The following is a 6,242-nucleotide window of genomic DNA, read 5'->3' on the forward strand; positions in this document are numbered from 1 at the left end:
CGTGGGGGCGGACGGCACCCGCCCCCACGGCCGCGCGATCAGCAGCTCGGGTCGTAGTAGTACGAGATGCCGCCGCCGTTCTTCGTGCCCGAGGCCAGCGACCACTGGCCCGGGGTCGTGCAGCCGCTCTTGAAGGTCACGCTGCCGATCTTCACCGACGAGGCGTGCCAGTTCGACGGATGCTTGTAGTTCGACCAAGCCGTGTTCGCGCCCTGGTCGTAACTCCACTTTCCGCCGGACACGTCGACCGTCGTGGCGATTGCCGGAGTTGCCGCAGCAAAAATGATGGCAGCGGACGCGACGGCAGCCTTGACCACGTTTCTCCTGTGCATGGTGAAACACCTCTCACTGTGAGTTTCCCGTGGGCTTGCTGTGCACGGTTGAGAACTCTGAACGGGATGTGATCGCGACGCAACAGCCGGATCATTATGGGGCGCCGAGTTGGCTGAAAAGCAGCGGGTCGCGAGGTAAAGCTGTCGCAAATCAAGCGGGGTCCACTTTCGGTCAGTGGCGTGAATAAATAGGTTGCGCCAGGCCCCTGAACAGGTGCAACAAGGCCTGGGCCAGGGCATTTAACCGAGGTGCTACGGTGCACAGTCGGCCGGGACTTCTGACGGGCCACCCTCTTCGCCGACCGCTTCAGGAGCCCTTTTTCATGTCGACTGGCCGAAAGTCAGAGGCGGTATTCCGCTTTTCCCGGCCCGGAGCAACGCCCCTCGTCTGGCTGCTGCCGCTGCTGTGGACATGCGCCTTCGGACTGTGGGGTCTGGCACGCCGGAACAGCGTGTGGCGCGACGAGGCCGCGACCTGGCAGGTGGCCCAGCGCTCCACGGCCGACATCTGGCGCATGCTGGGGAACGTCGACGTGGTCCACGGCCTCTACTACCTGCTGATGCATGCGCTGTTCGAGTGCTTCGGCCCCAGCACCACGACCCTGCGGCTGCCGTCGGTGCTGGCCACCGCGGTCGCGGCGGTCTGCGTGGCCCTGATCGGCCGCCGCCTGGCCGGCGTCTGGGCGGGCCTGGCCGGCGGAATGACGCTGGGACTGCTGCCGGCCGTGCAGTTCTACCTCCAGGAGGGCCGGCCGTACGCGCTGGTGGCGGCAGGGGCCGGGATCTCCACCCTGCTCCTCGTGACCGCCCTCCAGCGCCGGGTCCCCGCGCGCCACTGGGCCGCCTACGGCACCGCCGTCCTCCTCATGGGCCTGCTGAACTGGCTCTCGCTCATGATCCTGGCGGCGCATCTGGCCACCGTGCTGTGGATCCGGGCCGACCGTGCGGTGCTGGTCCGGTGGGCGGTGGCGGCGGGGTGCGCCACGGCCGGTGTGCTGCCGCTGATCGTGTTCAGCCGCGGCCAGTCCGCTCAGGTGTCCTGGATACCGCCGCTGACCTGGCACATGCTGATCGGCCCCGGGGTGCTGCTGGCGATCGGCGGTGCCTGCGCGCTGCCGGACCGGGCACGGGCGGGCCGGCTGTCGGCGGCGGCTGTGGGCCTGCCGCTGCTGGCGGTGCCGCAACTCGGCCTCGTCGCACTCTCCCTGATCCAGCCGCTGTTCCTGGACCGCTACGTCCTCTACAGCATGCTCGGGCTGGCGCTGCTGATCGGAGCGGCCGTCGGCGCGGCGGTACGGGCGGCCGCGCCCCGCTTCCCGGCGGCGTCGCGGTGGATCCTGCCCGTGGTGCTGGCGGTGGCCGTGGCGGCCCTGCTCCCGCAGTCGCTGGCCAAGCGGTCCCCGGCGAGCAGGGTGGACGACGTCCTGGCGGTGGCCTCGGACGTACGGCACCTGAAGCGGACCGGGAACGCGGTGCTCTTCGTGCCGGCGGCCCGCAGGGACACCGAGTCCGTATCGCCGGACGCCTTCGCGGGGCTGCGGGACATAGCCCTGACGGAGAGTCCCGAACGGTCCGGCACCCTGAAGGGCGTGGAGGCGACGCCGGACCGCATACGCGCCGCGATCCTCGCCGAGCGCCGCATACTCCTGGTCACCGACGCACCCCGGGTGGCCCGCCCGGTGACGGCCGCCCGGGACCGGGCGAAGACCCAGGTCCTGCGCGAGTACTTCACCCCGGTCTCCGACGAACAGATCCGCGGCCGCAGGGTGACGGTGTACGAACGCCGGACGCCACGGCGGTAGCGGTCCACGATGCCTCATGACCGTGCACCGGGGCGTGCACAGAGGGGGCCCTCGTACCGGACGACGGCGGCGGCCGGGTTCTCCGCCACCACGCTCGCCCTAGTGGCCGACGGTGCGCTGTGCCGCGGCCGGGGAACCGGTGGAGTCGTCCGTCGCTCCGGCCGGTCCGACGGTGCCGGCCGTGATGAGTGCCGCCACCGCGATGACGGCAGCGGCGATACTACGGAAGGCGGGGGTCCCCCCGATCGAGCGGATCCGGGACCGGGGGCGTGCGGCAGGGCGTGCGGATAAGCGTCCGAGCACGGCGACCTCGCAACGACAGGGGCGGGTTAAGCAGGTTTAATCCGCCGTTTAACCTAGGGGCTGTCAGAGCTCAACGGCAAGGGGTTCAGGGGGAGTTGGGGGGAGTGGCAGGATGCAGGAACGGGACGATCCGGAGACCATAGGCCGGCGGGTGCAGCAGCTGCGCAACGAACGGGGGCTGACCCAGCGACAGTTGGCCGAGCCCGCCTACACGCCTGCCTACATCTCCACGCTGGAGGCGGGCCGGGTGCGGGCCTCCGACGAGGCGCTCCGCCATATCGCCGGGCGGCTCGGTGTCGGCTTCGAGGAGCTGGCCAGCGGGCGCCCCGCCCACCTCGCCACCGACCTCAGGCTGCGGCTCACCGAGGCACAGCGCACCCTCGCCACCGGCGCCGCCGAGGAGGCCGCCGCCCAGTACGCGGCACTCTTCGAGGAGGCGGAGGCACTCGGGCTGGCCGTGGAACAGGCCACCGCGCTGCTCGGCATGGGCGAATGCGCGCTGGACACCGGAGAGCTGGGGCAGGCCAGGGAGTTCTTCGAGCGGGCCGAGCTGTGGACGGCGGACGAGCCGCTGCCGGTGCGCGTCCCCGCGATCCGCGGCCGGGCCGTCAGCCACTACCTCGCCGGTGAACTCCGGTACGCCGTCTACCTCCTTGAGTCCACCCTCGACGAGCTCAACCGGGGCGGCCTGCACGACCCGGACGCGCTGCTGCTCCTGTACGCGTCCGCCATCGGCCCCTACATGGACATGGGCGCCCACGCCCGTGCCGCCCAGGCCGCCGAACTCGCCCTCGCCCTCGCCCCGCAGGCCGGCGACCCCGCCCTGATCGCCCGGATGCACCGCTCCGTCGCCCGCACCCTGCTCGCCGAGGGCCGGGTCGCCGAGGCCGACGCCTCCCTTGCCAAGGCCGCCGAGCTGTACCGCCAGCTCCAGCTGCGCACCGAACTCGCCAACTGCCACTGGATGCGCGGCTACGTCTGCGCGCAGAACGGTGAACTGGAGCGTGCCGAAGCCGAGTTGCGGGAGGCGCTGACGATGCTCTCGGAGACCCGCGCCGCCCTCTACCGCAGTCAGGCCGCCGTGGAACTGGCCGACGTCCTGCACCGCCGGGGCAAGTCGGACGAGGCCGCCGAACTCCTCCAGGACGTCCTCGGTGACTTCAACTCCGAGCGCGGTGCCGTGCATTCGGCCGCCGCCCACCGGCTGCTCGGCATCATCGCCGAGGACGCCAGGGACACCGAGTCGGCCGAGGAGCACTACGTGCGGGCGCTGAGCCTGCTGGAGCGGGCGGGCGCGGCCGGCGACCTGGCGGACCTGTGCCGACTGCTCGGTGACCTGCTGCGCCGCACCGGCCGGGTGGAGGCGGCCCTCGACGCCTACCGCACCGGCCTCGGCCACCGCACGGCCCCCGGCACGACGACCCTGGGCCCGGCCCCGGCCCAGCCACCGCTGTGAGCGGGGGCGGGGGCGGGGGCCTCGGCGACAGGGGTGCTCGGTGGCAGCGGCACCTCAGGCCTGCGCCCGCCCCTTCTCCCGTACCTGGGCGAGGCGCTGGACGCCGATGCGGAGGACCTGCTCGGTGGTGTCCGCGGGCAGGGTGCCGAGGGCGCCGGTGGTGAGGACGATCGCGTCGTCGCCGACCCGGACCACGGCGACGTCGAGGGTGAGGGTGCTGGGGTCGGCGTCGGCGGACGCCTGCCAGGTGAGGGTGACCCGCAGCCCCTGCCGTGCGTCCCCGAGCCCGGACAGCCGGGAGTCGGCGACCTGGACGAGTTCGGCACCCGCGCCGGTCGTCTGTGCCGTGAACCGCCCGCAGCTGCCGGGCAGGGTCCGCAGCCAGGCCAGCGTCCGGTCGACGTCGGCGGCGCGGCTCGCGTCCACCTGGTAGCGCAGCTGGGCGGCGTCGTCGCCGTCGTCGAGGACGACGACGGCCTGCGGTCCGGCCGGAGCGCCGACCACGTCCTCGGCGTACAGGGCGTCGAGCAGCCGTCCGCAGTCCGGTTGCCCGGTGGTCGCCTTGAGCAGCCCGTCGTGCCAGGTGGCGGTGGAGTCGGCCGCCGTCCACGGCACCCCCAGGTCGGCCTCGCCGATCAGCGCGGCCTGTGCCTGGTCGACGGTGAGCACCGGAGGGCCGGGGGCGCCGGGTGAGGCGGCGGGGCTGGCCGGGGTGGGCCGCTCGGCGGCGGTCCGGGCGGAGTCGGACGCGGCGCCCGGCGGCGAGGTGCCGGCCGTACACGCGGAGACGGCGAGCAGACCGACCACGGCAAGACCGGAGACGGTGACTCTCATGACGGGGCCTCCCCGGGACCGGAACCAGCGAAAACGGCTGCTCCCACGTGATCACCGCCCGGTCCCGCCCGCCACCGCTGCGGTCCGTCCGGGTGACCGGCGACCGGCACCACCGTGCTGCCGCTGACCGGGCGGCCGTTCGGGGATGACTCCGAGGGGGCCACGGGCGTGTCCCCGGGCAGTGAGGTCACCCGCCCCTGAAAGGTTCCGACGCGCCGCATAGAGTCGCGTCGGCGGAAGGAGCCCCCATGGCCGGTCAGCGAATTCCTGTGGTCATCGACTGCGACACCGGGGTCGACGACGCCCTCGCCCTGTTGTTCGCCGTTCGGCACCCGGGGCTCGAGTTGCGGGCGGTGACCTGTGTCGCCGGGAACACGGACGTGGACGGGGTGGTCCGGAACACCCTGACCGTGCTGGAGCGGGCCGGCGCCGGGGACGTTCCGGTCGCCCGGGGGGCCGAGCGGCCGTTGGTCGAGGCGGTCCGGTCGGCCCGGCACGTGCACGGGGCGGACGGGATGGGCGACCTCGGGCTGCCCGCACCGACCCGGCGGCCCGTCGACGTCGACGCCGTCACGCTGCTGCGCCGCGAGATCCTCGCCTCGCCCCGGCCGGTCACCCTGATCCCCACCGCGCCGCTCACCAACATCGCCCTGCTGCTGCGCACCCACCCCGAGGTCACCCGGAACATCGAGCGGATCGTGTTCATGGGCGGCGCGGTCGCCACCGGGAACGCCACGCCGGTCGCCGAGTTCAACGTCTGGCACGACCCCGAGGCAGCCGCCGTCCTGCTCACCGCCGGGGTGCCGATCACCATGTACGGCCTGGACGTCTTCCAGCGGGTCGTGGTGCCGGGCGCGGAGGTACGACGGCTGCGGGCGAGCACGGAACCCGGCGCCCGGCTGGCCGGCGACCTGCTCGCCCACCGGCCCGCCGTCCCGAGCTCCACCGTCCCGAGCCCCGGCGGCGCCGACGGCGACGATCCGGACGGCGGCCTCGGTGACGCCGGTGCGGTGTGTGCCGTGGCCGATCCGGAGGGGCTGACCACCCGGCTCCTGCCGGTCGAGGTGTCGCTGGCCCCCGGTCCGACCCGGGGACAGACGATCGTCGACCGGCGCGTCCGCCCCGGCGAGGCCGAGATCCACGGCGGCGGCCGGGACCGGGCCATGGTGGACGTGGCGCTCGACGTGGACGTGCCGCGATACGTGCGGCTCTATCTGGGGACGGTCACCAGGACGGCCGCGGGCGGGCCGCGCGGAAACAACTGAGAGCACCCGCACGTCGTTCCTCGGCGCCGCAGGCCGATCACCGTGGCCTTCCCCGTGCCGGAACCACCCGATCGACCTCGCCCCGGCCGGGGGGCCGGCAGGGCCGGACGCGCTGCGGAGCCGGGTGGGCTGCCCGGCCGACCCGCCGCGCGGCAGCTCGCATGACGACGAACCGACCCGCTGCACCCCGGACGGCGGCATCGACCACTCCCGACACGCGTGCGCCCCGGCCGTCATGGACGGCCGGGGC

5 protein-coding genes are annotated in these 6,242 nt (G+C 73.4%); 3 read left to right on the plus strand and 2 right to left on the minus strand.

Annotated features, from left to right (window positions below; all coding sequences use genetic code 11):
- Positions 1 to 38: 38 nt before the first annotated feature.
- On the minus strand, positions 39 to 317 hold the full coding sequence (locus ABZ646_RS07305; protein WP_360513923.1) for a lactococcin 972 family bacteriocin: 279 nt from the start codon (positions 315 to 317) through the stop codon (positions 39 to 41).
- 338 nt (positions 318 to 655) lie between these two features.
- Between ABZ646_RS07305 and ABZ646_RS07310 the strand changes: the two genes are divergently transcribed.
- Positions 656 to 2,134, plus strand: coding sequence for a glycosyltransferase family 39 protein (locus ABZ646_RS07310; protein WP_360513926.1), 1,479 nt, complete (start codon positions 656 to 658; stop codon positions 2,132 to 2,134).
- Between the two features lie 415 nt (positions 2,135 to 2,549).
- Positions 2,550 to 3,893: a helix-turn-helix transcriptional regulator gene (locus ABZ646_RS07315; RefSeq protein WP_360513929.1), complete on the plus strand. Its 1,344-nt coding sequence runs from the start codon at positions 2,550 to 2,552 to the stop codon at positions 3,891 to 3,893.
- Positions 3,894 to 3,947: 54 nt separating this feature from the next.
- Here the strand turns inward: ABZ646_RS07315 and ABZ646_RS07320 are convergent, their stop codons facing one another.
- The gene (locus tag ABZ646_RS07320) at positions 3,948 to 4,727 is read right to left on the minus strand and encodes a hypothetical protein (RefSeq protein WP_360513932.1); all 780 of its coding nucleotides are present in this window, start codon (positions 4,725 to 4,727) and stop codon (positions 3,948 to 3,950) included.
- A 248-nt stretch (positions 4,728 to 4,975) separates the two neighbouring features.
- Here ABZ646_RS07320 and ABZ646_RS07325 point away from each other — a divergent pair, with 248 nt between their 5' ends.
- The gene (locus ABZ646_RS07325) at positions 4,976 to 5,992 is read left to right on the plus strand and encodes a nucleoside hydrolase (RefSeq protein WP_360513935.1); all 1,017 of its coding nucleotides are present in this window, start codon (positions 4,976 to 4,978) and stop codon (positions 5,990 to 5,992) included.
- Positions 5,993 to 6,242: the final 250 nt, after the last annotated feature.

The organism is Streptomyces sp. NPDC007162 (genome assembly GCF_040634175.1).
In the GTDB taxonomy this organism is placed as follows: domain Bacteria; phylum Actinomycetota; class Actinomycetes; order Streptomycetales; family Streptomycetaceae; genus Streptomyces.